Consider the following 25,239-nt stretch of genomic DNA (forward strand, 5'->3'; position numbering starts at 1 on the left):
GGCAGGAGGGCCGTACGGGAGTTACTTGGTGAGATGGTCCGGGCCGAAGGCCTGGGGCAGCATCTCGGACAGCGGCAGGACGCCCGCGGGGGTGTCCAGGAGGAGCTCCGGGCCGCCGAACTCGTACAAAAGCTGACGGCAGCGCCCGCACGGCACGAGCAGCGCGCCCTCGCCGTCCACGCAGGTGAAGTGCGTCAGGCGACCGCCGCCGGTGCGCTGGAGCTGCGACACCAGGCCGCACTCGGCGCACAGGCCCAGGCCGTACGAGGCGTTCTCGACATTGCAGCCGGTGACGGTGCGGCCGTCGTCGACCAGGGCCGCCACGCCGACCGGGTAGCCGGAGTAGGGGGCGTAGGCGTGCGCCATCGCCTCCCGCGCCTCGGCGCGCAGCGCCTCCCAGTCGAAACCGGCCGCGTTCTCGGTCACTTGCCCTGGCCCTTCCGGTACCGCATGCCGTCCGCCTTCGGCATCCGCAGGCGCTGCGCGGACAGCGACAGCACCAGCAGCGTGACGACGTACGGCGTGGCGCCCACGAAGTCGCTCGGCACCTCGTCGGTGAACAGGTACCAGACCATGACGACCGCCGCCACGACCAGGCTGATCGCGCCGTGCCACGCGGCCTTGCGGTACACCTTCCAGGCGGCCAGGGCGACGAGCAGCACGACCAGCAGGAGCAGCAGCGCGTGCACGGTCGTACCGCCGTTGCGCAGCTGGAGGGCGTCGGAGTAGCCGAACAGGCCCGCGCCCATGGCGAGGCCGCCGGGACGCCAGTTGCCGAAGATCATCGCGGCGAGGCCGATGTAGCCGCGGCCGCCGGTCTGGTCCTCCAGGTAGGTGTGCGAGGTGACCAGCGCGAGGAAGGCGCCGCCGAGGCCGGCCAGACCGCCGGAGACGGCCACGGCCGCGTACTTGTACGTGTAGACGTTGACGCCGAGCGACTCCGCCGCGACCGGGTTCTCGCCGCAGGAGCGCAGCCGCAGCCCGAAGGGGGTGCGCCACAGCAGCCACCAGCTGCCCACGAACAGCACCGCGGCCAGCACGGTCACCACGGACAGGTGGGTGACCAGGCCGCCGAGGATGCCGGCCAGGTCGGAGACCAGGAACCAGTGGTGCTGCTCCAGCGACTGGAGGCCGTCGGACAGACCCGGAACGGTGACGTCCGGCAGGGCGTTCACGGGCGGGGACTGCTTGGGGTTGCCGCCCGCGTTGGAGGCGGCGCCGCTGGTGAAGCTCAGCTTGGCGAGGTACTGGGTGGCACCGAGCGCGAGCAGGTTGAGCGCGACACCGGAGACGATGTGGTCGACGCCGAAGGTGATGGTGGCGACCGCGTGCACCAGGCCGCCGAGGACGCCGAAGCCGATGCCGCACAGCAGGCCGAGCCAGGGGCTGGTCTGCCAGCCGGCCCAGCCGGCGCCGAAGGTGCCGAGGATCATCATGCCCTCGAGGCCGATGTTGACCACGCCGGCCCGCTCCGACCACAGACCGGCGAGACCGGCGAGGCCGATCGGCACGGCGAGCCCGAGGGCGGCGCTGACCTGGCCCGCGGAGTCCAGGTCCTGCGAGCCGGTGATCATCCGGACCGCGGCCAGGAGCAGCAGCGCGCCCGCGACGAGCACCAGGATCTGGCCGAGCGAGCGGCTCGAACCCTTGGGCGCGGCGGCGCCCGGAGCCTTGGGCGCAGCCGGCGGCGGCGCGTCGGTCATCGTGGCAGTCATCACGCCACCTCCAGCTTCTTCTTCGGGGCGGCGGCGGCCTGGGCGGCGAGTTCGGCGCCGACCTTCTGCTGCTGGCGCTTGAGGCCGTAGCGGCGTACGACCTCGTAGGCGATCACGACGCACAGGACGATGACGCCCTGGATCACGCCGAGGATCTCCTTGTCGTAGCCCTGGAACTCCAGGTGGTTGGTGGTGCGCTCCAGGAAGCCCCACAGCAGGGCGCCGAGCGCGATGCCGATCGGGTTGTTGCGGCCGAGCAGGGCGATGGCGATGCCGGTGAAGGCGATGCCGGTCGGGAAGTCGCTGCTGTACTGGTAGCTCTCGTTGAGCAGGGTCGGCATGCCGATCAGACCGGCCGCGGCACCCGAGATGATCATGCTGGTGACGACCATCTTCTTCACCGAGACACCGCTCGCGGTGGCCGCGCTCTCGGACTGGCCGACGGTGCGCAGGTCGTAGCCGAAGCGGGTGCGGCCGAGGACGAACCAGTAGGCGACGCCGACGATCGCGGCGACGACGATGAAGCCGTCCAGATCGCCGCCCGGACCGGTGTTGATCAGGAAGAAGTGCGAGGCCGACGGGAGCGGCTTGGTGGCGACGACGGTGCCGCCCTGGTAGAGCTGCGCCAGCTTTCCGGGCTGGAGCAGGTAGCCGATGATCGCGGTGGCGATCGAGTTCAGCATGATCGTGGAGATGACCTCGCTGACGCCGCGGGTCACCTTGAGCACACCGGCGATGGCCGCCCACACCGCACCGGTCGCCATCGCGCAGATGAGGATGAGCAGCATGGAGAGCCAGCCCGGCAGCGTCAGCGCCCCGCCGAGGACGGCGGCGAAGAACGCGGCGAGCCGGTACTGGCCGTCGACGCCGATGTTGAACAGGTTCATCCGGAAGCCGATGGCCACCGAGATGCCCGCGAGGTAGTACGTGGACGCCTTGTTGAGGATGTAGACCTGGCTGTCGCTGGCGAAGCCGTAGGTCATCATGTCGCTGAAGGCGGGGCCGGGGTTCTTGCCGGTCGCGAGGATCACCAGGGCGGTGATGACGAGCGCGGCGACGATCGCGAGCAGCGGCGCCGCGATCCCGAGGAGCAGCCGCTCCTTGTCGATCCGTGAGGTCAGCTTGTTCATCGGGCGTCGTCCTCTGCGTGCTCCAGGTGGCCGGTGGCCGCACCCGTCATGGCGGAGCCCAGCTCCTCGGGGGTGATGGTGGCGGGGTCGGCGTCGGCGACCAGGCGGCCGCGGTACATCACCCGCAGGGTGTCGGACAGGCCGATCAGCTCGTCCAGGTCGGCGGAGATCAGCAGCACGGCCAGGCCCTCGCGGCGGGCCTCGCGGATGTGGTCCCAGATGGCCGCCTGCGCGCCGACGTCCACACCGCGCGTGGGGTGGGCGGCGATCAGCAGCTTGGGGGCGTGGCTCATCTCGCGGCCGACGATCAGTTTCTGCTGGTTGCCGCCGGACAGCGAGGCCGCGGTGACGTCGATGCCGGGGGTGCGGACGTCGTACGACGCCACGATCCGCTCGGTGTCGGCGCGGGCGCCCTTGGTGTCCAGCAGGCCGCCGCGGGAGTTGGGCTTCTCCGTGACGTGGCCGAGGATGCGGTTCTCCCACAGCGGGGCTTCCAGCAGGAGGCCGTGGCGGTGGCGGTCCTCGGGGATGTACCCGATGCCTGCCTCGCGGCGCTGCCGGGTGGCGCGCTGCGAGATGTCGGCGCCGTCGAGGGTGATCGTCCCGGCGTCCGGGGTGCGCATCCCCATGATGGCCTCGACCAGCTCGGACTGGCCGTTGCCCTCCACGCCGGCGATGCCGAGGATCTCCCCCTTGTGGATGGTCAGGGCGATCTGGTCGAGGATGACGCGCTCGACGCCGTCGAGGTCGGTCTGGCTCAGGTGCAGCCCCTCGATGGTGAGCATCGGGATGTCGGTGACCGTGGACTCCTCGGTCACCGGGGTGGGCAGTTCGCTGCCGACCATCATCTCGGCGAGCTGGCGGGGGGTGGTGGAGGCCGGCTCGGCGGTGCCGACCGTCGTACCGCGCCGGATGACGGTGATCTCGTCGGCGACGGACAGCACCTCGCCCAGCTTGTGGGAGATGAAGATGACCGTGAGGCCCTCGGCCTTCAGCTCGCGCAGGTTGTCGAAGAGGGCGTCGACCTCCTGGGGCACGAGCACGGCGGTCGGCTCGTCCAGGATGAGCGTCCTGGCGCCGCGGTAGAGGACCTTGAGGATCTCCACGCGCTGGCGGTCGGCGACGCCCAGCTCCTCGACGAGGACGTCGGGGCGCACGTTCAGGCCGTACGCGTCGGAGATCTCCTTGATCTTCGCGCGGGCCTTGCCGCCGATGCCGTGGAGCTTCTCCGCGCCGAGGACGACGTTCTCCAGGACGGTGAGGTTGTCGGCGAGCATGAAGTGCTGGTGCACCATGCCGATGCCGCGGGCGATCGCGTCGGCGGGGTTGTGCAGGACGACCTGCTCGCCGTCGATCGTGATGGTGCCCTCGTCCGGCTGCTGCATGCCGTAGAGGATCTTCATCAGGGTGGACTTGCCGGCGCCGTTCTCACCGCACAGGGCGTGGACGGTGCCCTTGGCGACGGTGATGTCGATGTCGCGGTTGGCGACGACGCCGGGGAAGCGCTTGGTGATGCCGCGCAGTTCGACGGCAGCGGGAGGGCTGGACGCGTTGATGGCGCACTCTCCTCGGGGAAAGGGGCTGCGTAAGGGGAGGGAGGGCAGGCGTCGGCGACGCTAGCGCGGCAACTCGTAGCTACACGCGTAGAGTTGACACATTGTTATGGCTCGGCGAAGGGAGCGCGAACGGCCCCCCCGCGCCGAGCCGGGGTCCGGACGGGCCGGACCCTTACCTGTCACTCAGGTGGGATCAAGGGGTGGTCTTGACCTTGATCTTGCCGTCGACGATCTTCTGCTTCGCGGCGTCCAGCTTGGGCTGGATGTCCTTCAGGTAGCCACCGCTGGTGGCCAGGGAGACACCGCCCTTGGCGAGGGAGTACACGTTGTTGCCCGCGAGCGGCTTGCCGTTCTTGACGGACTGGATGAAGTCGAAGACACCGACGTCGACGTTCTTGACCATGGAGGTCAGGATCGAGCTCTTGTACTTCGCCATGCCCGGAATGTTGTACTGGTCCGAGTCCACGCCGATCGCCCAGGCGCCCTTGACGCCGTTCACGGCCTCGATCGCGCCGGTGCCGGAGGAGCCGGCCGCGGTGTAGATGACGTCGGTGCCGTTGTCGAGCATGCCCTGCGCGGCCTGCTGGCCCTTGTCCGGGCTGGAGAAGCCGGAGGTGTCCTGGCCGTGGGTCAGGTACTGGACGTCGACCTTCACCTTGGGGTTGGTGTCGTGCACGCCCTGCACGTAACCGGCCTCGAACTTCTTGATCAGCGGGGTGTCGACACCGCCGATGAAGCCGACGTGGTTCTTCTTGGTCTTCATCGCGGCGGCGACACCGGCGAGGTAGGAGCCCTGCTCCTCGGTGAACGTGATGCTGTTGACGTTCTTGCCGTCCACGACCGAGTCGACGATGCCGAAGGAGGTCTTCGGGAACTGCTTGGCGACCTGCTGCACGGCGGGCGCGTAGGTGTAACCCACGGCGATGATCGGGCTGTAGCCGGCCTGGGCCAGGTCGGTGAGGCGCTGCACCCGGTCGGCGGGGGTGTCCGACGTCTTCGCGGTCAGCTCCTTGATGGAGCCGCCGAACTGCTTCTCGGCCTTGTCGGCACCGCGCGCGGCGGAGTCGTTGAAGGACCGGTCACCACGGCCGCCGACGTCGTAGGCGAGACCGATCTTGATGCCGCCCTTGGCGCTGCCCGAGGGGGTCGAGCCGGCGTCTTCGGAGGACGTCTTGCCACACGCGGTGGCGGAAAGGGCGAGGGCTGCGGTGGCAAGACACGCAGCGGAAAGCTTGGCTACCCGGCGCACGGGAAGGCTCCTTCACCTGACCTGAGCGCCATGTCGGCGCTTGAGCCGAACACCCCGGCGGCGACGGCTTCGCGGCATCGTAACGCGCGTAGATGTCGCAAAAAACCCTCTCTCGAAGCCGTTATCGATTCGAGGCAAACAGTGTCTGAACACGTTCTCCGAGTCCTCCCACCGGGCTGTTGCGCCCAGCGAACGATTGGCTTGCGGGGGTGTTGCGCGAGGGAGAGGGAGAGGCTAAGGGGCGGCGCCGGGGGGAGGGGGAGAGGCTAGGGGGCAGCGCCGATGGGAGGGGGTGGCGCGGGTACGGCGCCGGGGGGTGCGGTGGGGCGGGTACGGCGGGGTGGCGGGCGTCACCGGGAGAAGCCCCCGAGCCCCCGCCCCCGCCCTCCGGGCGCCGTCAGCCGTCGTTCTCCTCCAGGAACGCCGCGGCCGTGAACATCTCCACGCCGACCGTGATGGCGTCCTCGTCGGCGTCGAAGTCGCCCTGGTGCAGGTCGCGCGCGGTGCGCTCGCCGGGGCGGCGCACGCCGAGCCGGGCCATGGCGCCGGGCACGTGCTCCAGGTACCAGGAGAAGTCCTCGCCGCCGAGGCTCTGCTCGGTGCTCTCGACGGCGTCCCGGCCCCGGCGGGCGGCCATCGCGCGGCGCAGCAGATCGGCGGAGCCCTTGTCGTTGACGACGGGGGGCACCCCTCGTACGTAGTTGATCTCGGACTTGGCCCGGTGCATGGTGGCGACCTCGTCGATGGCCGCGTGCACGATGTCGGGCGCCTGCCGCCAGGCCTCCAGGTCCAGGCAGCGCACGGTGCCGGCCAGCTCGGCGTGCTGCGGTACGACGTTCGGGGCGTGGCCGGACTCGATACGGCCCCAGGTGAGGGCGAGGCCGACACGGGTGTCGACGCGGCGGGCGATCAGCGCGGGGACGTCGACGGCGACGCGGGCGGCGGCGGTGACCAGGTCGGTGGTCAGGTGCGGGCGCGCGGTGTGGCCGCCGGGTCCGTCCAGGAGGACCTCAAGCCGGTCGCAGGCGCTGGTGATGGGGCCGTGCCGCAGTCCGATGCGGCCGGCGTCGACGCGGGGGTCGCAGTGCAAGGCGAGGATCCGCCCGACCCCGTTGAGGACGCCGTCCTCGATGGCGCTGAGGGCACCGCCGGGCAGTACCTCCTCCGCGGGCTGGAAGATCAGCCGTACCGGGCGGCCGAGCAGCCCCTTCGCGTGCAGGTCGGCGAGGACCAGGCCGGTGCCGAGCACGACGGTGGTGTGCATGTCGTGTCCGCAGGCGTGCGCGCGGTCGGGCACGGTGGAGCGGTACGGGCAGTCACTCTTCGTGTCCGGGATCGGCAGCGCGTCGATGTCGGCGCGCAGCGCGAGCAGCGGTACACCGGGCCGCTCCCCCTCTTTCAGGCCGATGTCGCACACGAGTCCGGTTCCGGTGGCGAGGACGCGGGGGCGCAGCCCGGCCTTCTCCAGCCGCTCCTTGATCGCGGCGGTGGTACGGAACTCCTGGTTGCCCAGCTCGGGGTGCATGTGCAAGTCGCGCCGGAACGCGACCAGTTCGGCGTGCAGGGACTCGCTCAGCACGCCGGGGAGCGCATCCCCCGCGAGGCCGGACTCGGACTCTAGGGACATCAATTGCTTCACCCTCTGAAGGGTAGGACGCCCGGCGGGCCAACTGCCCCTGGATCAACAAAAGTTCAGCCCGTTAGGGGAAGAAAATCTGACCGCTGGACGCATGACTGTGGACTGTGATGGGTAAAACCACTTTTCTCTTCTTCCACGCATACCACGCCTCGGTCGAGTCACGCTCGTCATGTCCACGAACCGGACCTCCACTCGGCCCGCAGCCACTAGGGTCGCCTCCGCGCCGCCCACCCCGAAGTCACCCTTCCCGGCACTCTCCTTCAGCTCCTCGTCCAGCTCACGCAGCGCACCGCTGGACGGATAGTCTCCGCACAGATAATCTGCTTATAGATCATCTGAGATCATCTAACCGAGGAGATCACCCATGTGGGAGTACGAGCACAGCATCGAGACCAGCGCCACCCCCGAGGCGATCTGGCGGCTCTGGGCCGACGTCGAGAACTGGGGCACCTGGAACGCCGAGATCGAGAAGATCGAGATAAGCGGCCCGTTCACGGCGGGCACGCAGATCACGATGACACCGCCCGGGGACGACCCGGTACTGCTGCGCATCGCCGAGGCAGTCGAAGGCGAACTGTTCGTCGACGAGGCCGACTTCGACGGCCTGCTGCTGCGCACCACCCACCGGATCGACCGGATCGGCCAAGACCGGATCCGGGTGGTGTACCGGATGGAGATCACCGGTACCGGCGCCGACGAGGCCGGACCGCGGATCGGCCCGGCCGTCACCGCCGACTGGCCCGACACGATGGCCGCGCTGGTCAAGCTGGCTCAGAGCTGATGCCCCTCAGCCCCGGCGACAGCCCCGGATTCCTGCTGTGGCATGCCACCCTGCGCTGGCAGCGCGACATCTCCACGGCTCTGGCCCCACTCGATCTCACCCATGTGCAGTTCGTGCTGCTCGCCTGCGCCTGGTGGCTCAACGCCCAGGGCGAGCATCCCAACCAGCTGACTCTCGCCCGCCAAGCCGGCACCGACGTCAAGATGACCTCCCAGGTACTACGCACCCTGGAACACAAAGGACTCATCGAGCGTGAAGTCGACCCGGCCGACACCCGCGCCAAACGACTGCGCGTCACCGACGCCGGCGCCGACCTGGCCCCACGCGCGATTGCCGCCGTCGAGCGCGCCGACGCGCGATTCTTCCAGCCGGTGCCCCTCGACGAGGCCGTCTCCCTGCTCGGCCGCCTGGCTCGTCCCGAATCCTGAAGCACCCTCACAGACAACCGGGCCATCCCCGCGACAGGTCCGCGGTTCTACGCCAGGCTCACCGAGGGCAGGCGGTGGACGTCGCGGGCGGTTCCTGTCACGCCAGACAGGAAGCCCTGGGCGCGGGGGGAGGCGGTTTCGGTGAGCCAGGTCGGGTCGATGTCGCACACCGCGACGCGGACGCCGGTGCCGGCCAGGGCCAGCGGGAGGGTGTGGACGACGGTGGAGGGGAAGCTGAGGATCGTACGGCCGATGGGGCCGCGGCGGGCGATCAGTTCCAGCGGGAGGTCGGGGCGGACGATCTCCAGGCCCGTCTCCTTGGCCAGCCGGTGGAGTTTCTCGGTGCTCTCGCGGCGGTGGGCGAAGTAGCGGGTGGTGCCGTGGGCCTTGGCCAGGGTGCGGACGGCGTCCAGGTAGGAGTCGCCGTCGACCACACCCGTCTCCACCAGGGACGTGCCCACCATGTCGGCGCCCTTGGTGATGCGCGGCGGCCCGAAACGGGTCCGGGTCCAGGAGAAGTCGTTGGCGGTGACCGTGACGCCCTCGGGGGTCTCGTGCACCGGCATGGAGGAGAAGACCTCCACCCGGCGGTGCGCGCTGGGGGTCAGCCGGCGGCGCGCGGAGGAGGAGACCGGCGCGAAGACCAGGTCGCGGGGGCCGCGGCGGCCGCCCTTGCGGTGCCAGCGCACCAGGCGTTCCCCGCGGGCGAGTTGGGCGACGAACTCCATCGTGGCGGTGCCGTCGTCCACCACCACCAGGTCCCGCGCCCGTGTGATGGTCAGCAAGAGCTGGACGTAGCGGGAGAAGGGGTCGCCCATCACCACGCGGTCGGCGCGGCGCAGCAGTCCCGTGAGGCCGCCGATGGTGGCGAAGGGCGCGGCCGGGCCGCCGCGGGCCTCCTCCCAGCGCACCCGGTGGCCCTCGTCCCGCGCCAGGTCGGCCATCCGGCGCAGCTGGCCCCGGGTCATGGGGTCGGTCGGGGCGAGGACGACGAGCGTGAGGTCCGCGCCCGCCGGGGACGGTGCCTGGCCGGCCACCGTCCGCCGTACCTGCGCGGGTACGGAGGGGAGCGGGCCCGGCTCCGGAGCCGGGCGCGGCTCCGGGGTCCCGCCCGGCGGCACGGCCGCGCCCCCCGGCTCCCCGCTCCCCGGCCGGGAGCCGTCCGCCCGCCGGGAGCCGCCGCCCGGTCCCGGGTCGGGGTCCGCGCCGCGCAGCCCGTGCAGATGTGCCCACTCCAGGACGTTGAGCAGCTGGACCGGGCTCTCCACGAAGGCGAGCGTGCGGGTGGGGTGGCCGGTGCGGCCGGTGCGGGGGCTCATCGGGGTGCGACCGTCCCGTCGTCAGTGACCTGGATTCACACCGTGACCGGCTCGCCGGCCGCGGCCGCGATCTCCGCCTCGGCGACGACACCGGCGACGCGGCGCAGCTTCTTCATCGGGCCCAGCTCGGAGTCGTAGACCTTCTTGACGCCGTCGCCGAGGGAGGCCTCGATGGTGCGGATGTCGCGCACCAGGCGGGTGAGGCCCCCCGGCTCGACGGAGGCGGCCTGGTCGGAGCCCCACATGGCGCGGTCGAGGGTGATGTGGCGCTCGACGAAGGTGGCGCCGAGGGCGACGGCGGCCAGCGTGGTCTGCAGGCCCGTCTCGTGGCCGGAGTAGCCGATCGGGACGTTCGGAAACTCCTTCTCCAGCGTGTTGATCACACGGAGGTTCAGCTCCTCGGCCTTCGCCGGGTAGGTCGAGGTGGCGTGGCACATCAGGATGTTGTCCGAGCCGAGGACCTCGACCGCGTGGCGGATCTGCTTCGGGGTGGACATGCCGGTGGAGAGGATCACGGAGCGGCCGGTGGCGCGCAGGGCGCGCAGCAGCTCGTCGTCGGTCAGGGAGGCGCTCGCCACCTTGTGGGCGGGCACGTCGAACTTCTCCAGGAAGGCGACGGCCTCGGTGTCCCACGGGGAGGCGAACCAGTCGATCCCCTTCTCCTTGCAGTACTCGTCGATCCGGCGGTACTCGTCCTCGCCGAACTCCACGCGGTGGCGGTAGTCGATGTAGGTCATCCGGCCCCAGGGAGTGTCGCGCTCGATGTCCCACTGGTCGCGCGGGGTGCAGATCTCGGGGGTGCGCTTCTGGAACTTGACGGCGTCGCAGCCGGCCTCGGCGGCGACGTCGATCAGCTTGAACGCGTTCTCCAGCTCACCGTTGTGGTTGATGCCGATCTCGCCGCAGATGTAGACGGGACGGCCGGGGCCGACCTCGCGCGAACCGAACGTACGCAGACGGGAGTTGGTGCTCATCAGGGTTCCTTACTTGGGGAGGGAATCGAGAGAAGGGCCGAGGATCCAGCTGGCGATCTCTCGGATCGCGCCGTCACCGCCGGGGAGCGTGGTGACCGCGCGTGCGGCGCCGCGTACGACGTCGTGAGCGCTCGCGACCGCCACCGGCCAGCCCACGAGGGCGAAGCACGGGAGGTCGTTGACGTCGTTGCCGACGTAGAGCACGCGCTCCGGCGCGATGCCCTGCTCCTCGCACCACTGCTTGAGGGCGAGGTCCTTGCGGTCGATGCCGTGCAGCACGGGGAGCCTCAGCTTCCGGGCGCGGGCGGCGACCACAGGGTTCTGTTCCGTGGACAGGATCAGCATCCGCAGGCCGCTCCTGCGCAGCGCGGCGATGCCGAGTCCGTCCCCGCGGTGCACGGAGACGAGTTCCCGTCCTTCGGAGTCGATCAGCACCCGGTCGTCGGTCTGGGTGCCGTCGAAGTCGAGTACGACCGCGTCGATGTCGTCGGCCGTGGGGAGTGCGCCGGGGCGGTCGGCGTCGAAGAGGGGGGCGAGGGCGCGGGCCCGCGCGAGGTCGTGCGGGTCGTCGATCTCCAGGACCCGCGCGGGGTCGGTGCGCACGAGTTCGGTGCGGCCGAAGAAGCGGTGCCCGTGCTCGCGGAAACCGGCCGCGTCCATGGCGTAGGCGGTGCCGGTCTCCAGGAAGTCCTGGGGGCGGTCCTGACGGCGCGGGCGGTACGACTTGTCGTGGTTCACCCCCACGCCACCCCCGCCCTCGGTGTCGCTCTCGATGTCGCTCCCGGCCTCACGCCAGACGAAGCCGTGGAAGGGCGCCACGGTCACCGCGGTGTCCGCGCCGTTTTCCGCCACCGCGCCGGCCACCCCGTCCACGTCCTCGCGGGCGATGAAGGGGCTGGTGCACTGCACGAGCAGGACCACGTCCACGGCCGCGCCGTGCAGCGCCTCGTGCGCGTCCATGGCGTGCAGCACGGCGGCCTCGGAGGTGGCGGTGTCCCCGGCGATGGCGGCCGGGCGGAGCACCACCTCGGCGCCGGCCTCGCGGGCGGCGGCGGCGATGGCCTGGTCGTCGGTGGAGACCACGACATCGGTCACCAGGCGGGCGGCGCGGCACTCGCGCACCGCGCGGGCCACCAGCGGGACGCCGCCGACCGGGGCGAGGTTCTTCGCGGGCACGCCCTTGGAGCCGCCGCGGGCGGGGATCACCGCGAGCACCCGGCGCACCGTCGCGCCCTGGCTCGCTTCCGGGTGGGACATCCGATCTCCTTGAGAGGTCACAGCTCCCCCATCCGCCGGATCACCGGGGCGACCCGCTGGACGCCGTGCCGGTAGGCGCCGCGCGCGGCCCGGCGCACGATCTGGCGCACGGGACCGGGGGACTTGTCGGCGGTGGGCGCGCCGGGCAGCGGGGCGCCGTCGGGGCCGAGGTGGTGGCGGGCGAGGATGCCGGGCAGATAGCCGGGCGCGGTCTCGGGGGTGTAGTAGGGGGCCAGGGGCGGCAGGCCGCCGGGGCGGTCGAGCAGCTTGGCGATGCGCTCGCGGGCCGTGTCGAAGGCGGTCCCGTACCCTCCGTCGGCCGCGACCCCCTGCCGGGCCACCCACTCCTCGTCGGGGGCGGGCCGGTGGCCGGCGTCGAGCTGGTCCCAGGAAGCGAGGCAGCCGGAGCCGGTGAAGTGGTGGTTGCCGAGCGCCTCGCGCACCCCGAGGTCGGTCAGTACGACCGTGGGGATCCGGCGGTGCAGGGCCTCCAGGGCGGCCGTGGAGCTGATGGTGACCAGCAGGTCGGTGCGGTCGAGGACCTCGCCCATGTGGCCGTACACCAGACGGAAGTTGGCGGGTACGTCCCTGCCCTGGACCAGCTTCTGGTAGGGCAGCTCCTCGATGTGGGTGGTGTGTTCGCCGGGCTTGGAGCGCAGCTTGAGCAGTACCTCCCGCTCGGGGTGAGCGCGGGCGTGCCGGATGAGGCGGTCGAGGAGGTAGGTACGGTCACGGCGGTTGTCCGGGACGGACGGCTGGGCCGCGAACACCACGGTGCAGGGCTCGTGTTCACCGGTGTAGGGCGCCCCGCCGAGGAAGGGCAGCGCGACCTCGGTGACCGCGCAGGCGTCCGCGCCGACCCCCTCGTACACGGCACGGAACCGGTCCGCGTCGTGGCGGGAGTTGGCGAGGACCAGGTCCGCGCCGTGCCTCAGCAGCAGGCCGTCGGCGAGCTTCTCGAAGACGACGCCGACGTAGCCGGTGACGACGACGGGCCGGGGGCCGGTGCCCCACGCGTTGCGCAGGCCGTGCAGCATGGCCTGCACCCCGCCGCCGACGAGCGCCAGCACCAGGATGTCGTACGCCTCTTGGCGCATCGTGTGCAGGAACTCGACGCCGGTGACCTCGCTGAGGGAGTCGGCGCGGACGCCGATCTCCTGGAGCTGGCGGGCGGTCGGGGTGGCTCGTCCGCGCAGCAGGTAGCCGTCGAGCCGGACCTCGGCAGCCGCCGGAGTGAGTCGCCGCGCGGTGAGCGCGCCCCACTTCCACCGGGTGTCGGAGTCCGCGAGGACGGCGACCCGCAGGGACTTCTTGGCACTTGCTGGCACGTCCAAGACGCTAGGAAGCGATTCCGCCGTTCCGCCCAACCGGAATGCAACAAACGGTTAACAGCACATCGCCGAATGACGAATCGGCTCGCGACGGGCCCCGGAAACAGCCCGGTTCACAGCTTCGCCACGTGCCATTCACCCGGTATCAAGCAAGGCGTCAAGACGAATGACGGGCATCCCCCCTAACGTCCCTGACGTGGTCAAGCTCTCCGTCATCGTGCCGTTCTACAACGTGCAGTCATACGCGCCCGACACGCTCAGGAGCCTGAAGGCGAACACGCGTGAGGACTTCGAATTCATTCTCGTCGACGATTGTTCCCGCGACGGGACGCCCGAAATTCTCGCGCGCGCGGAGCGCGAGCTGCCCGGAGCGGTCCTGGTCCGGCACGAGCAGAACGGAGGTCTGGCGACCGCGCGCAACACCGGCATCGACCGGGCGCGCGGCGAATATCTGACGTTCCTGGACGGCGACGACTGGCTCGCCCCCGGCTACTACTCGCAACTGGTCAGTGCTATCGAGGAGTTGGGCGTCGACTTCATCCGCACCGACCATGTGCAGTGCACCGCGCGGGCCCGTCAGGTGCAGCGCGTGCCGGTCGGCAGGCGCGGTCAGGTGCTCAGCCCGCGGGAGGCGATCCTGCCCGCGGACCGCTCCACCTCGGTGGACTACGCGTTCGCCTGGGCCGGCGCCTATCACCGCAGGCTGGTCGACAAGGGCCTGCTGCACTTCACCGACGGGCTGCGCACGGCCGAGGACCGGCCGTGGATCTGGAAACTGCACCGGGAGGCGGAATCCTTCGCCGCGGTGAGCCTGCTCGGCGTGTTCTACCGGCGCGGGGTCGCCTCCTCGCTCACCCAGATCGGTGATGTGCGTCAGCTCGATTTCATCCGCGCATTCGACCAGGTGATCGCGGAAACCGCGAAGGACCGGGACGCGGACGCGCTGCTGCCGAAGGCGGTGCGCACCTATTGCGCCATCATTTCCCATCATCTGGGATCCATCGAAAGGTTCGAGCCCGCGGTGGCGAAAAAGCTGAAATCCCTGAGTGCCGCCGCGCTGCGCCGCATGCCGCAGGACGTGCTGGACGACGCGCTGGACTCCATGGACCTCCTGCGCGCCACCAAGCTGCGCCGGCTGCGCCGCCGCCCCGTCACCGCGGGAGCCGCCGCGTGACCACCCAGATCTTCCAGGCGTCGACCCTGTACGGCATCGCCACGCTCGCCGCCGCCCTGGACTCCGGCTGCTTCGACCCCGCCGACCGGCGGATCCTGCTGGTCTGCAACAACGCGATGACGCCCGAGACCACGCCGGGGCCGGACGAAATGCCCGGTTTCGAGCGGCTGCGCGACCGGTTCGACGAGGTGATCTCGTACAACGAGACGATCTTCCCCTTCCATCCGGGCGGCTGGGCCCCCCGCGTGGACGACATGCCGCTGTGGGAACGCTTCCTGCGCCACGAGTGGGAACTCGGCTCCGACGACGTGGAGTTGGTTGTCGAGTCGATCCAGGTCAACCCGGCGCTGGCGCTCGGGCAGATCTTCAACGGCGCGCCGGTCACGGTCTACGCCGACGGCCTGATGTCGTACGGCCCCACGCGCAACAAGATCGACCCGCTGGTCGGCACCCGCGTCGACCGGCTGCTCCACCTGGACCTGGTGCCGGGCCTCACCCCGCTGCTGCTGACCGAGTTCGGGGTGCCCGGCGAGCTGGTGCCGACCTCCGCCTTCACCAAGGTGCTCGCGGAACTCGCGCCGCTCGCCGAGGAGTTGCCCGAGGTGGAGGAGCCCGCGCTGCTGCTCGGGCAGTACCTGTCGGCGCTGGACATCCTCACCGCCGAGCAGGAGGAGGACCTGCATGTGCGGATGCTGAAGGGCGTGGCCGGACTGGGCCACACCACGGTCGTGTTCAAGCCGCACCCCACCGCCCCGGCCCGCTACACCCGCTCGCTGGAGCAGACGGCGGAGCGGCTCGGCGTGGCGCTGACCGTCGTGGACACGCCCGTGCTCGCCGAGGTGCTGTACCAGCGGATGCGTCCCGCGCTGGTCGTGGGCTGCTTCTCCACGGCCCTGCTGACGGCTTCCGCGCTCTACGGCCTGCCGGTCGCCCGCGTGGGCACCGAACTGCTGCTGGAGCGGCTGACGCCGTACGAGAACAGCAACCGGATCCCGGTCACCGTGGTGGACGCCCTGCTGCCCGACCTGGCGGACGCGGACGCGGTCACCGGGCGGCGCCCGGGCATGGACGTGGAGCGGCTGGGCGCGCTGGTGCGGGCGGTGGGCTTCGCGATGCAGCCGAAGATCCTGCCGGGGCTGCGCGCGGAGGCGGAGGCATGGCTCGTGGCCAACTTCGGCCCGCGGACGTCCCGCTACTTCAAGCGCCGCCGGCTCACCTCGCTGGCCCTGCCCGGCGGGATCCCCGCACAGCTGGCGTTCATCCCGCGCAACGCGACCGTGCGCAGGGTGGCGAAGAAGGCGCGCAGCCTGCGCAGGACCGTACGGAGCTGAGCCGATGACCTCGCCCTCCCCCGCCCTCGACGACGTCCCGATACCCGCCCCGCAGGGGACCTCGGCGCCCGCGCCCACCGGGCGCCGCGGCCGTCTCCTCGCCCTCGACGGGCTGCGGCTGGTCGCCGCGCTGATGGTCTGCCTGTACCACTACACCGGGCGCGGCGGCACGATCTCCGCGTCCTGGCACCAGAGCCCGTCCGTGGTCTTCCCGACCCTGAGCCGGGTGGCCGTCTACGGCTGTCTGGGCGTGCAGCTGTTCTTCGTGATCAGCGGCTTCGTGATCTGCATGAGCAGCTGGGGCCGCACCCTGGGCGACTTCTTCCGCTCCCGCGTCTCCCGCCTCTACCCCGCCTACTGGGTCGCGCTGGTCCTGGTCACCGCGGCGTCCCTGGTCCTGCCCGCCGTCGTCAAGCCGGTCCGGCTGGACGAGTTCCTGGTCAACCTGACGATGCTCCAGCAGCCGATGGGCGCGACACGGGTGCTCGGGGTGTGCTGGACGCTGTGGGCCGAGGTCCGCTTCTACGCGCTGTTCGCGCTGTTCGTCGTGGTGCGCGGGGTCACCTACCGGCGCGTGGTCCTCTTCTGCTCCGTGTGGACCCTGGCCCTGGTGCTCTGCCGCACCACCGGCAACGCGCTGACCGATCAGGTCCTCATGCCCGAGTACGCGCCCTACTTCATCGGCGGTCTCGCCCTCTACCTGATCCACCGCTTCGGCAGCGACCTGCTGCTGTGGGGCATCGTCGCGGTGTCCTGGCTGCTCGGCCAGAGCGAGGCGACCCGCGGCCTGTGGCACTCCACCGGCCACTCCGGCCTGCACCGCGACCCCTACGTGGTGGTCCTGGACGTCACCCTCTCCTTCGCCGTCGTCGCGGCGGTGGCGCTGGGCTGGACCCGCTGGGCCTCCTGGCGCTGGCTGACCACGGCCGGCGCGCTGACGTACCCCTTCTACCTGGTCCACGAGCACCTGGGCTGGTTCGTCATCCGGGTCCTGCACCGGCTGCTCGGGCTGCCCTCGGCGGTGACCCTGGGGGCGACCGTCCTGATCATGCTGGCCCTGGCCTGGCTCATGCACCGCTTCGTGGAGAAACCGTTCGGCCCGCGGCTGAGACGGGCGCTGAAGACACGGAACCCCGCCGGGGCTTAGGGCGCCGCCCCGCGCTCAGCGGGCCAGCCCGTACCGCGCCCCGATTCCCGCGATCACGACCGCCAGCCCTTCCTCGAACTGGCGGTCGTAGTCGTCGAAGAGGAGTTCGCCGGCCGCCGCGGCGAGGGGGTACTCGGACAGACGACGGGCGCGGTCGGCGATGTCGGTGCGGGCCTGCCCGTCGCCCGGTCCGGGGCGCATGCCCTGTTCCTCGGTGACGAAGCCGATGGTGTAGGCGGTGGCCGTGCGGCCCGCGTCGACGGCCTGGGCCAGGGTCAGCCCGGCGCCGGTCAGCAAACGGAGGTTCGCCTCCAGGGCGGGGGCATGGTCGGTGCCGGTGAAGCGCGAGCCACTGAAGACCTTGGCGCCGTCGCGGTAGCCGAGCAGCGCGGTGCGCAGGCCGCGGTTGACCTTCAGCAGGCGTTCCCGCCAGGTGTCGGCGGGGTCGAGCGCGGTGCCGGCGACCATCCGCCGGTACATCTGCGTCGCCATCTCGTCCAGCAGCGCCTGCTTGTCCTTGAAGTGCCAGTACAGGGCGGGCGCCTTGACGTCCAGTTCCTTCGCGATGGCGCGCAGGGTCAGCCCGTCGAGGCCGACCTCGTTCAGCAGCCGCAGCGCCGTGTCGGCGACCCGCACACGGTCCAGGGGCGATCGTCGTTCCGCACTCACGCTTGACAGCTTAACAGCGTTAAGGGCACGCTCGTACCCAACGGTACTTAACGGCGTTAAGGAGATGTGGCCATGGATACGACGGATGTCCTGATCGTGGGCGCGGGCCCCACCGGACTCGCCCTCGGCATCGACCTCGCCCGGCGCGGGGTCGCGGCCCAGCTCGTGGAGCGCGCCGACGCCCTGTTTCCGGGCTCGCGCGGCAAGGGGATCCAGCCCCGCACCCAGGAGGTCTTCGACGACCTGGGCGTCATCGACGCGGTCCTCGCGGCGAGCGGGCCCTACCCGGACCGGATGGTGTGGCGGGACGGCGAGCGGGTCGGCGAGGAGTCGATGTTCGAGCGGTTCGAGCCGGACGCGGGCACGCCGTACCCGGCGCCCCGGATGATCCCGCAGTGGCGCACCCAGGAGATCCTGTACGCGCGGCTCGCGGAACTGGGCGGCAAGGTCGCCTTCGGGCGCGAGGTCACGGGTCTGACGCAGGACGCGGAGGGCGTGGACGTGGTGTTCGCCGACGGTACGGCGGTCCGCGCGCGCTATGTGGTGGCGGCCGACGGCGGACGCTCGGGGATCCGGCGGGCGCTCGGCGTCGGCATGACCGGACAGAGCGTCGACCCGGCGCCGTTCGTGGTGGCGGACCTGCGGGTGCGGGGCCTGGACCGGGAGTACTGGCACGCCTTCCCGGCGGCCGACGGCAGCGTCCTCGGGCTCTGCCCGCTGGCCGGCACCGAGGAGTTCCAGCTGGCCGCGCGGCTGCCGGAGGGCTCGGAGCCGGACGTGAGCGCGGACGGCGTGCGCGAACTGGTCGCCCGGCACACCCACCTGGCCGCCGAGGACGTGACCGAGGTGCGCTGGGCCTCGGAGTTCCGGCCGCGGGCGGCGCTCGCGGACCGCTTCCGGGTGGGCCGGGTGTTCCTCGCGGGCGACGCCGCGCATGTGCACTCGCCGGCCGGCGGACAGGGCCTGAACACCAGCGTGCAGGACGCCTACAACCTCGGCTGGAAGCTGGACGCGGTGCTGCGGGGCGCCCCCGAGTCGCTGCTGGAGACGTACGAGGAGGAGCGGCGGGCGAACGCCGCGGCCATGCTGGAGCTGTCCACCGGCGTGCACCGCGGCGAGGTCCGGCGGGGCCGGGCCACCGTCCAACTCGGCGTCGGCTACCGGGAGTCGTCGCTCAGCGCCGAGACGCGGACCGGGCCGGGGCCGGTCCGCGCGGGTGACCGCGCACCGGACGCCGAGCTGCCCGGCGGACGCCTGTTCGACCTCCTGCGGGGCCCGCACTGGACCCTGCTGGGCGCCACCACCGCCCCGCGCGCGGGCATCCGGACCCTGCCGTCGGCCCCCGCGTCCTACGGCCCCGGCGTCTTCCTGATCCGCCCGGACGGCTACGTCGGCTGGGCCGGCGAGACGGCGACGGAGGAGCTGGCGGCCTACCTCGACGGCGTCGGCATCCGCTGAGCCCCGGCTCGCGGCGGCCGGTTCACGAGGCCAGCGACACTTCACCGCGAACCCGAGGAACAGCGCACCGGCCGCCGTCGTGGCCGTCGCCGACAGGCGCTCGCGGCGGCGAGACGGGTACCGCCGAATACGAGGGCGAAGGCGCGCCGGTACGGGCGTTCCCCGGCGGCGCCCGCCCGCTCCGCCGCCGTGTGAGCGGGCGCCTGCTCCCGCCGGGTCCGCCACAACCGCAGGGCGGAGCGCAGCATGCCGAGCGCCAGCCAGGTCAGATAGCCGGCACCGGCGTACTTCACGATCCCGGACAGGACGCTTGGCCGAGGCCCGCGGACGGTTGCTCAGAAGGCGTCCGCCGGGACGTACGTCCCCCACACCTCCCGCAGCGCTCCGCACACCTCGCCCACCGTGGCCCGCGCCCGCAGCGCCTCCTTCATGGGGTAGAGGACGTTGTCGTCGCCCTCCGCGGCCTTCTTCAGGGCGGTCAGGGCGGTGTCGACGGCGCGCCGGTCGCGCCCGGCGCGCAGCGCGGCGAGCCGCTCGCACTGGCGGGCCTCGATGGCGGGGTCCACCCGCAGCGGCTCGTACGGCTCCTCCTCGTCCAGCCGGAAGCGGTTGACGCCGACGACCACCCGCTCCCCGGAGTCGGTCTCCTGGGCGATGCGGTAGGCGTTGCGCTCGATCTCGGCCTTCTGGAAGCCCTGTTCGATCGCCGCCTCCGCGCCGCCCAGCTCCTCGACCCGGTCCATCAGCGCGACGGCCGCCGCCTCCACGTCGTCGGTCATCCGCTCCACCGCGTACGACCCGGCGAAGGGGTCCACGGTCGCGGTCACGTCCGTCTCGTAGGCCAGCACCTGCTGGGTGCGCAGGGCGAGCCGCGCGGAGGTGGCGGTGGGCAGCGCGATCGCCTCGTCGAAGGAGTTGGTGTGCAGGGACTGGGTGCCGCCGAGGACCGCGCCGAGGGCCTGGACGGCGACCCGGACCAGGTTCACCTGCGGCTGCTGCGCGGTGAGCTGGACCCCGGCGGTCTGTGTGTGGAAGCGCAGCATCAGCGACTTGGGGTTCTTCGCGCCGAACCCCTCCCGCATCACCCGCGCCCAGATCCGGCGCGCGGCACGGAACTTGGCGACCTCCTCCAGGAGCGTCGTACGGGCCACGAAGAAGAAGGACAGGCGCGGCGCGAAGTCGTCCACGTCCATCCCGGCCGCCACCGCCGTGCGCACGTACTCGATGCCGTCGGCGAGCGTGAAGGCGATCTCCTGCACGGGAGACGCGCCCGCCTCGGCCATGTGGTAGCCGGAGATCGAGATCGTGTTCCACCTGGGGATCTCCGCGGTGCAGTACCGGAAGATGTCCGCCGTCAGCCGCAGCGAGGGCTTCGGCGGGAAGATGTAGGTGCCGCGGGCGATGTACTCCTTGAGCACGTCGTTCTGGATCGTGCCGGTCAGCCGGTCGGCCGGGACGCCCTGTTCCTCCGCCACGAGCTGGTACAGGAGCAGCAGCAGGGCGGCCGGGGCGTTGATCGTCATGGACGTGGAGACCTGGTCCAGCGGGATGCCGTCGAACAGCACCCGCATGTCCTCGACCGAGTCGACCGCCACACCGACCTTGCCGACCTCGCCGTGCGCGAGGGGCGCGTCGGAGTCGTGGCCCATCTGGGTGGGCAGGTCGAAGGCGACGGACAGACCGGTGGTGCCGTGGGCGATCAGCTCCCGGTAGCGGGCGTTGGACTCCGCCGCCGTGCCGAATCCGGCGTACTGGCGCATCGTCCAGGGGCGGCCGGTGTACATGCTCGGGTAGACCCCGCGGGTGAAGGGGTACGACCCCGGTTCCCCGAGTCGCCCGGCCGGGTCCCAGCCGGTCAGCGCGTCCGGCCCGTAGACCGGCTCGATCGGCAGGCCCGACTCCGACTCACGCGCCATGACGCCTCCGCGGTACGCACCTCTGGTACCTCCTCACCATGCCTCGTCGTTCGGCGGCGGTCACGTGGGGAAGCATCCGGGGATGAGGACCAGGGGCAGGACCCTCGCCGCGCTCACCGTGCTCGCCGCCCTCGCCGCGCTCTGCGGGTGCACCGTCCGGCCGCTGGGCGCCGACGGCCGGCCATGGGGCGGGGACCCGCTGTCCGCCGGGGCGCCGGGGACGATGCCGGGGGTGCTGTGGCGGCCGGGTGACAGCGGACCGGGTGTACGGGAACTCCAGGCGCGGCTGCGGCAACTGGACTGGCTGTTCGACGGGCCCACGGGGTCGTACGACGATCTCACCGAACGGGCCGTACGGGGCTTCCAGGGCAAGCGCGGGCTGCCGGTCACCGGCGTCACGGACGGCGTGACCTGGCGGCGGCTGGTGGCGATGACCCGTGCGCCGGGCAGGTGGGAGCTGTATCTGATGGGCGGCCAGCCCGCCGCCGCGCCCGATCCGCGCTGTCTGACCGGGCGGGTGCTGTGTATCAGCAAGCCGGGCCGGACGCTGCGCTGGATCGTCGACGGGCGGACCGTGTCCGAGATGGCCGTGCGCTTCGGCACCCGCCGCAGCCCGACCCGCGAGGGCGTCTTCCGCGTCTACTGGAAGTCCCGGCACCATGTGTCGACCCTGTACGACTCGCCGATGCCGTACGCGATGTTCTTCAGCGGCGGCCAAGCGGTGCACTACTCGTACGACTTCGCCGCCCGCGGTTATGCCGGGGGCTCGCACGGGTGCGTGAACGTACGGGACGAGGCGGCGATCGCGCGGGTGTTCGCCGAGGTGCGGGTGGGCGACAAGGTCGTCGTGTACCGGTGACGCGGTGAGTCCGGCGCTTCCGGCGGGTGGCCGAGCGGCCGGGCTTTTGGGGCGCGGGCGGGACCGGGGGAACATGTCCCGCCCGCGCCATGTGCACGAGCCGCGGGTACGGGGGGAACCCCGGCTCAGTGCTACGGCCGATGACCAGTCGGCTCACTCAGTACTGCGTCGGGGGAGCCAAAAGTGTCACACCCTGCGCGGAAAAACTTTCGCGCGCTCTGAAAGTGGCAGGTCAGAGGCGTGTGGGCGATCAAAATCGGTCAACGGGCGGGAGCGGGGACGGGCCCGGTGCGACCCGGCCGCGGGTTGCCGGAGGTCGCGGAGCCGCCGTGACCGCGCGGGGCGGGTGCCGGGTTGGGCGCCGAGTGGTGTTTCGGGTTGTGCGCGGGGTTGTGCTCCGGCGCGGGCGCGGTGGGACCGCGGTGGCGGATGCGCACCTTGCCGACGGGGTCGCCGCCGTGCCCACGGCCGCCGCCCGCCTTCCCGCCGCCCTTTCCGTCCCCGCCGCCTCGGCCGTGCCGCGGGCCCGTGCCGTGGCCCCTGCCGGGGTGGCTTTCGTCGTCACCGCCCTGGCCGCCGCCCTGCCCCTTGCCGCCCTGGCCCGAGCCACGGCCGCGGCCCTGCCCCTGGCCCTGTTCCGAGCCCCGGCCGCCGTGCTCGCGGCCCTTGCCCTGGGCGGGGTTGCCGGCGATCTGGTCGCCGGCGGCCAGGATGAGCTTGCAGTACTGGGCGAGCCGGGCGGAGCCGCCCGCGAGGTTCTCCAGGGCGCGTCTGCGGTCGGCGTTCAGCCCGGTGCCGGAACGCAGATCACGGCAGGCGCCGACGCCACCGTCCGGGAGGCCGCCGCCCGGCGGGGAAGAGGGGCCGGAGCCGGAATCCGTACCCGTACGGCCGTCCGTCGTACCGGCGCGGTCCGGACCTCCGGAGCCGCCGGAAGCGCCGGAGCCGGCGGACGGGCCGGAGTCCGCGCCGCCGCCGGTGACGCCGATGCCGCCGGACGCCCGCGGGGTGGCCGGGGCGGACGGCCGGCTGGAGGCGTCCGCGGTGGCGGTGACCGCGGGGCCGGGCTTCTCCACGTCGAACGGCGTGGGCAGCACCCCGCTGCCTGCGGCCACGGCGACCCCGCCGAGCGTCCCGGCGGCCACCACGGCGGCCAGCGCGAGCCGCACCGGACGGCCCCAGCGGGGGCGGCGGGCAGCAGCTCCGGTCCGGGTCGGGGCGCCGATGCGGACGAGACCCCCGTCATGGCCGCGGGTGCCCGCGGCGCCCGCGCGCGTGTCCGTACGGGTACGGCGACCGGGGCCGCTCGCGGCGAGCGCGGCGGTGCGCTCGTCCGCCGCGGCCTCGCGGGCCTTTCGGAACGCGGCCAGGGCGGCCTGTTCGCCGGGGAGTTCACCGGTGGCCGGGGCCGCTTCCGCGGCCAGCGCGCCGAGCACCCGGCCCAGGCGTTCTGCCTGGTCACGGGCGGAGGGGTCGACGGATTCCAGGGGCTCCCCGTGCAACAGGCGTTCCGCCGTCCTCGGGTTGAGCCACTTGTCCTGCTCGTCGGCCATCACATGTCCTTCTGCGTCCGCGCGCGCGTATGCGTCACAGTTGCGGACGTCACCGCGCGTGCACGCGGTTCTCGCTCGGGGTCCTGCCGGGTCGCTCGCTTCGATGCTGGCCGGGGTGTCTGCTCGGGGTCCCGCTGGGGTGGCAGCGCGTCCAGGACGCCGGCCGTCTCCGGGTCGTCGCCGAGCAGTTCGGCGAGCCGTTTCAAGCCGCGGTGCGCGGCGGTGCGGACGGCGCCGGCGCGTTTGCCGAGGGTCTCGGCGGCGGTCTTGGCGTCGAGGCCGACGACCACGCGCAGGACGACCGCCTCGGCCTGGTCCTGCGGGAGCCGGGCGATCAGGGAGAGGGTGCTGCCGGTGGTGAGCGCCTCGATGGCCTCGCCGGCGGTGTCGGACTCGGCGGCGCGGCCGGTCAGCTCGGTCTCGTCGCCGCCTATCGCGGGGCGGCGGCCGCGCATCCGGATGTGGTCCAGGGCACGGTTGCGGGCGATCCGGGCGGCCCAGCCGCGGAACCGGTCGGCGTCGCCGCTGAACCGGTCGAGGTCGCGGGCGATCTGCAGCCAGGCCTCGGAGGCCACGTCCTCGGCGTCGGGGTCGCCGACGAGCGTGCGCACGTATCCGAGCAGCCGTGGATGCACGGCACGGTACACCGCACGGAACGCGCTCTCGTCTCCGTCCTGTGCCGCACGCACCGCGGCGGTCAGCTCCGCGTCGTCCCCCAGCACCGCACTCCCTTTACGCCTGTCTTCTGGTCGGCGCGAATGGCACGTTACGGCCTGAAACCTCGCTCCGTCCACGTCTGTAGAAGATGCAACTAACTCGTGACCGGATGCGGGTATGCGCAGGGTGAGGACGGAACACGCCCGAGGTGTGACAGAAAACGCACTTACGACGCTGTAGAGAGTACGGGTCGCCCAACGGCCCTCAGAGCGACGGCCGGGGCCTCTCCTGTGGGGGGTGGCGGCCCCGGCCGTCGTTCGGTCACAGAGGCCGGCCGGACACTCCGGCAGTTCGGCGACGGTTGCTATAGCTCGGGTCAAATCCGCGGGGAGCGGCTGTCCGCGGTGCCACGATCGGCCGATGTCAGAGAAGACGGATTCTTCGGATGTGCCGATCAGGGTCAGAGCCGACAACAAGGTTTACAAGGCTCCGCTGCTCGGCGGAGCCTTGCCCATCGGCCTGGGGACGGTACGCATCGCGCTCCGGCTGGCCAATGGCCGCGGCAACTCGCCGGGGGCGGGCTGGCCGGGTCTGATCGTCGCCATACTCGCGGTGGTCGTCCCCCTGGTGTGGTTCGCCGGAGGGCTGGCGCTGCGTCGGGTGAAAGCCGCCATCACCCTGGAAGACGGTGTGCTGAGCGTCCGCAACCTGTGGGGACGGGTCGTACTGCTCACCCTGGAGTCCGACGTCACCGGCCTCCACTACGTGCGGATACCCGTGGACGGCCACAAGCACCGCCTGGTGATCACCTCGCTGGAGGACACACCCTTGGTGCTCGACACCCGCTTGTGGGAAGAGGAGCCTTTGCAGCGCCTGTTGGGCCGGCTGACCGCCTCACCGGCGCAGGCACCCGTCAGGCAACAGGGAACGCTGACCTGGCCCCAGTTCCGCGCCCGCTTCCCCGGCGCCAGGGTGCCGTGGCGCCAGGTGCACTTCTGGTGGTTCACCATCCTCGTGGTGATCCTCGCCATCGCCTACATCGCCTTCTTCGTGAACCTGTCCTACTTCCTCTGACGGCTCGCCCTCGGCCGTGCGG

At 71.7% G+C, this 25,239-nt stretch carries 22 protein-coding genes and 1 pseudogene; 8 read left to right on the plus strand and 15 right to left on the minus strand.

What is annotated here, in order from left to right:
* Positions 1–21: 21 nt before the first annotated feature.
* The 6 genes from ACE4Q9_RS12725 to ACE4Q9_RS12750 form a co-directional block, all read right to left on the minus strand.
* Positions 22–426 carry a cytidine deaminase gene (locus tag ACE4Q9_RS12725; RefSeq protein ID WP_397984361.1) on the minus strand — a complete coding sequence of 135 codons (405 nt, stop codon included), beginning with the start codon at positions 424–426 and terminating at the stop codon, positions 22–24.
* Positions 423–1,715, minus strand: coding sequence for an ABC transporter permease (locus ACE4Q9_RS12730; RefSeq protein WP_397984362.1), 1,293 nt, complete (start codon positions 1,713–1,715; stop codon positions 423–425). The genes ACE4Q9_RS12725 and ACE4Q9_RS12730 overlap by 4 nt, the downstream gene beginning before the upstream one ends.
* Complete coding sequence (locus tag ACE4Q9_RS12735) at positions 1,715–2,845, minus strand: ABC transporter permease (protein ID WP_397984363.1); 1,131 nt, start codon at positions 2,843–2,845, stop codon at positions 1,715–1,717. The genes ACE4Q9_RS12730 and ACE4Q9_RS12735 overlap by 1 nt, the downstream gene beginning before the upstream one ends.
* Positions 2,842–4,401: an ABC transporter ATP-binding protein gene (locus ACE4Q9_RS12740; RefSeq protein ID WP_397987196.1), complete on the minus strand. Its 1,560-nt coding sequence runs from the start codon at positions 4,399–4,401 to the stop codon at positions 2,842–2,844. The genes ACE4Q9_RS12735 and ACE4Q9_RS12740 overlap by 4 nt, the downstream gene beginning before the upstream one ends.
* 193 nt (positions 4,402–4,594) lie before the next feature.
* Positions 4,595–5,650, minus strand: a complete 1,056-nt coding sequence (locus ACE4Q9_RS12745; protein WP_397984364.1) for a BMP family protein — start codon at positions 5,648–5,650, stop codon at positions 4,595–4,597.
* A 397-nt stretch (positions 5,651–6,047) separates the two neighbouring features.
* Positions 6,048–7,277, minus strand: coding sequence for an amidohydrolase (locus ACE4Q9_RS12750; protein WP_397984365.1), 1,230 nt, complete (start codon positions 7,275–7,277; stop codon positions 6,048–6,050).
* Between the two features lie 376 nt (positions 7,278–7,653).
* On the opposite strand from ACE4Q9_RS12750, the gene ACE4Q9_RS12755 reads away from it, so the two are divergent.
* Complete coding sequence (locus ACE4Q9_RS12755) at positions 7,654–8,070, plus strand: SRPBCC family protein (protein ID WP_397984366.1); 417 nt, start codon at positions 7,654–7,656, stop codon at positions 8,068–8,070.
* Positions 8,070–8,498: a MarR family winged helix-turn-helix transcriptional regulator gene (locus tag ACE4Q9_RS12760; RefSeq protein WP_397984367.1), complete on the plus strand. Its 429-nt coding sequence runs from the start codon at positions 8,070–8,072 to the stop codon at positions 8,496–8,498. Before ACE4Q9_RS12755 ends, ACE4Q9_RS12760 begins: the two co-directional genes overlap by 1 nt.
* Positions 8,499–8,545: 47 nt before the next feature.
* On the opposite strand, the gene ACE4Q9_RS12765 is transcribed toward ACE4Q9_RS12760, so the two are convergent.
* The 4 genes from ACE4Q9_RS12765 to ACE4Q9_RS12780 are packed head-to-tail and all read right to left on the minus strand — an operon-like array spanning position 8,546 to position 13,376.
* Positions 8,546–9,817: a hypothetical protein gene (locus ACE4Q9_RS12765; RefSeq protein ID WP_397984368.1), complete on the minus strand. Its 1,272-nt coding sequence runs from the start codon at positions 9,815–9,817 to the stop codon at positions 8,546–8,548.
* Between the two features lie 35 nt (positions 9,818–9,852).
* The gene (locus tag ACE4Q9_RS12770) at positions 9,853–10,791 is read right to left on the minus strand and encodes an N-acetylneuraminate synthase family protein (RefSeq protein WP_397984369.1); all 939 of its coding nucleotides are present in this window, start codon (positions 10,789–10,791) and stop codon (positions 9,853–9,855) included.
* A gap of 9 nt (positions 10,792–10,800) precedes the next feature.
* The gene (locus ACE4Q9_RS12775; protein WP_397984370.1) at positions 10,801–12,048 is read right to left on the minus strand and encodes a cytidylyltransferase domain-containing protein; all 1,248 of its coding nucleotides are present in this window, start codon (positions 12,046–12,048) and stop codon (positions 10,801–10,803) included.
* A 17-nt stretch (positions 12,049–12,065) separates the two neighbouring features.
* Positions 12,066–13,376 (minus strand): DUF6716 putative glycosyltransferase, encoded by a 1,311-nt coding sequence (locus ACE4Q9_RS12780; RefSeq protein WP_397984371.1) that lies wholly within the window; start codon positions 13,374–13,376, stop codon positions 12,066–12,068.
* Positions 13,377–13,575: 199 nt separating this feature from the next.
* Here ACE4Q9_RS12780 and ACE4Q9_RS12785 point away from each other — a divergent pair, with 199 nt between their 5' ends.
* From ACE4Q9_RS12785 to ACE4Q9_RS12795, 3 genes are read left to right on the plus strand one after another with little or no spacing between them, the layout of a single operon-like run.
* On the plus strand, positions 13,576–14,553 hold the full coding sequence (locus ACE4Q9_RS12785) for a glycosyltransferase family 2 protein (protein ID WP_397987197.1): 978 nt from the start codon (positions 13,576–13,578) through the stop codon (positions 14,551–14,553).
* A complete protein-coding gene (locus ACE4Q9_RS12790; protein WP_397984372.1) occupies positions 14,550–15,884 on the plus strand; it encodes a polysialyltransferase family glycosyltransferase in 1,335 nt (444 codons plus the stop codon). Before ACE4Q9_RS12785 ends, ACE4Q9_RS12790 begins: the two co-directional genes overlap by 4 nt.
* A 4-nt stretch (positions 15,885–15,888) precedes the next feature.
* Positions 15,889–17,031 (plus strand): acyltransferase family protein, encoded by a 1,143-nt coding sequence (locus ACE4Q9_RS12795; protein ID WP_397984373.1) that lies wholly within the window; start codon positions 15,889–15,891, stop codon positions 17,029–17,031.
* A 15-nt stretch (positions 17,032–17,046) separates the two neighbouring features.
* Here the strand turns inward: ACE4Q9_RS12795 and ACE4Q9_RS12800 are convergent, their stop codons facing one another.
* Entirely contained in the window at positions 17,047–17,700 is a 654-nt protein-coding gene (locus ACE4Q9_RS12800; protein WP_397984374.1) for a TetR/AcrR family transcriptional regulator C-terminal domain-containing protein, read from the minus strand.
* Between the two features lie 72 nt (positions 17,701–17,772).
* Between ACE4Q9_RS12800 and ACE4Q9_RS12805 the strand changes: the two genes are divergently transcribed.
* A complete protein-coding gene (locus ACE4Q9_RS12805; RefSeq protein WP_397984375.1) occupies positions 17,773–19,158 on the plus strand; it encodes an FAD-dependent monooxygenase in 1,386 nt (461 codons plus the stop codon).
* Positions 19,159–19,197: 39 nt separating this feature from the next.
* Here the strand turns inward: ACE4Q9_RS12805 and ACE4Q9_RS12810 are convergent.
* Positions 19,198–19,469: pseudogene (locus ACE4Q9_RS12810) on the minus strand (leucine efflux protein LeuE); the annotation flags it as partial.
* Positions 19,470–19,493: 24 nt separating this feature from the next.
* The gene (locus ACE4Q9_RS12815) at positions 19,494–21,074 is read right to left on the minus strand and encodes a methylmalonyl-CoA mutase (RefSeq protein WP_397984376.1); all 1,581 of its coding nucleotides are present in this window, start codon (positions 21,072–21,074) and stop codon (positions 19,494–19,496) included.
* An 82-nt stretch (positions 21,075–21,156) separates the two neighbouring features.
* Between ACE4Q9_RS12815 and ACE4Q9_RS12820 the strand changes: the two genes are divergently transcribed.
* Positions 21,157–21,933: a L,D-transpeptidase family protein gene (locus ACE4Q9_RS12820; protein ID WP_397984377.1), complete on the plus strand. Its 777-nt coding sequence runs from the start codon at positions 21,157–21,159 to the stop codon at positions 21,931–21,933.
* 260 nt (positions 21,934–22,193) lie between these two features.
* Here ACE4Q9_RS12820 and ACE4Q9_RS12825 read toward each other — a convergent pair whose 3' ends face one another.
* Positions 22,194–23,486, minus strand: a complete 1,293-nt coding sequence (locus ACE4Q9_RS12825) for a hypothetical protein (protein WP_397984378.1) — start codon at positions 23,484–23,486, stop codon at positions 22,194–22,196.
* Complete coding sequence (locus ACE4Q9_RS12830; protein WP_397984379.1) at positions 23,486–24,208, minus strand: RNA polymerase sigma factor; 723 nt, start codon at positions 24,206–24,208, stop codon at positions 23,486–23,488. The genes ACE4Q9_RS12825 and ACE4Q9_RS12830 overlap by 1 nt, the downstream gene beginning before the upstream one ends.
* 355 nt (positions 24,209–24,563) lie before the next feature.
* Here ACE4Q9_RS12830 and ACE4Q9_RS12835 point away from each other — a divergent pair, with 355 nt between their 5' ends.
* Positions 24,564–25,217 (plus strand): hypothetical protein, encoded by a 654-nt coding sequence (locus ACE4Q9_RS12835; RefSeq protein WP_397984380.1) that lies wholly within the window; start codon positions 24,564–24,566, stop codon positions 25,215–25,217.
* Positions 25,218–25,239: the final 22 nt, after the last annotated feature.

Origin of the sequence: Streptomyces sp. AM6-12, from assembly GCF_044327085.1 — a bacterium.
In the GTDB taxonomy this organism is placed as follows: Bacteria; Actinomycetota; Actinomycetes; order Streptomycetales; family Streptomycetaceae; genus Streptomyces.